Below are 1,678 nucleotides of genomic sequence, written 5' to 3'. Positions count from 1 at the left end.
TCGTTCAGCCGGTTGCGCAGTTCGACGGCGGTGAGGGACTCGAAACCGACGTCACGGAAGGACCGCTCCGCGTCCAGGCTGCCCGGCCCGGCCATGCCCAGCACCAGGGCCGCCTGCGACAGAACCAACTCCCGCACGGCGTCGAGTCGTTCCTCCGCACTCAGCACCGCCAGCCGCGCGGCCAGCGCGTTCCGACCGTCAACGCCGCGCTCCGCGACCGACCGGCGCGCGGACCCGCCGACACGTGATCCGCGAACCAGGCCGGACAGGAGTGCCGGGACCTCACCGGAACGCCGCAGGGCGGGAAGGTCCAACTCCGCTGCCACGAGCAGCGCTTCGGGCCGACCGACCGCCACATCCAGCACCGCGAGGCCAGCCGCGTCGGACAGCGGACGCAGCCCCTGGCGAGCCATCCGCCGACGGTCCGCCTCCGTCAGGCCACCGGCCATGCCGTGCTCCCACGGGCCCCATGCCAGCGACACCGCGGGCAGGCCGAGGTGGCGGCGGTGGGCGGCCAGGGCGTCCAGGAAGGTGTTGCCCGCCGCGTAGTTGGCCTGACCGGCGTTGCCGATCACACCTGCGATCGAGGAGAACACGACGAACATGTCCAGGTCCATGTCCCGGGTGAGCTCGTGCAGGTTCCACGCGGCGTCGGCCTTCGGCCGCATCACGGCTTCCAACCGCTCCGCGGTCATCGAAGCGAAGACCCCGTCATCGAGGACTCCCGCCACATGGGCGACACCCGTCAACGACACGCCCGCCAGGACGTCCGCGAGTTCACCCCGGTCGGCGACATCACACGCCGCCACCACGACCTCGACACCCAACTCCTTCAGCTCGTCCGCCAGTTCCGGCATCCCGGCGGCATCGATGCCGCGGCGCGAGACCAGCAGCAGCCGCTCCGCCCGCCCGGTCGCCGCCAGGTGCCGGGCGACCAGGCCACCCAGCGCCCCCGAGGCACCCGTGACCAGCACCGTGCCCACACGCTCCCCGGCACCCACCGGGACCTCCGGCACCGACGACACCCGCACCAGACGCGGCACCCGCACCAGACCGGCCCGCACCGCGAACTGCGACTCACCGGACGCCACACCCGCCCGCAACCACTCCACGACCTCGGCGGCGGAGAGGTCCGGCAGGTCCGCCAGCAGTATGCGCCCGGGGTTCTCCGCCTGAACGGCTCGGACAAGACCCCAGACAGGCGCCGCCGTGACCTCCACCAGCGCTCCGGGGCCGGCGTCCACCGCCCGTTCGGTCACCACCACCAACCGCGACCCGGACAGCGCATCCGCGGCCAGCCACTCCTGCACCAACTCCAGCACACCGACCGCGACAGCGCGTGCCACGCCCGGAACATCCTCGGCGCCCGACTTGGGCGCGACCCGCGCCACCACGACCTCGGGAGCGGCTTCACCCACCTCGACAGCCGCCGACAGCGCCGCCAGGTCCGGGTACGCCTCGGCGCCCGGCAGTTCCTCCCCGAGCACGGCCCAGCGGTCGTCCGTCTCCCCCGTGTCCGCGACGGCAACGGGGACCCACTCCACCCCGAACATCGACTCGCGCGCGGAACCCGCGCCGCCCGCCAGGTCCTCGGCCGAGGCAGCCCTCAGCACCAACGAGTCCACGGACGCCACCAGTTCGCCCGCAGTGTCGGCCAGCGTCACCGAGACGCCCTCGC

General features: G+C 73.3%; 1 protein-coding gene. It reads right to left on the bottom strand.

Annotated features, from left to right (window positions below; genetic code table 11):
• On the bottom strand, window positions 1-1,678 hold a 1,678-nt coding region (locus J0670_RS37515; protein WP_207817248.1), incomplete at both ends, for a beta-ketoacyl reductase.

The sequence above is a fragment of the Streptomyces sp. FH025 genome (assembly GCF_017427025.1).
Taxonomy (GTDB): Bacteria; Actinomycetota; Actinomycetes; order Streptomycetales; family Streptomycetaceae; genus Kitasatospora.
Note: the sequence above shows the minus strand (reverse complement) of the source record. Positions and strands in the feature narration are given on the sequence as shown.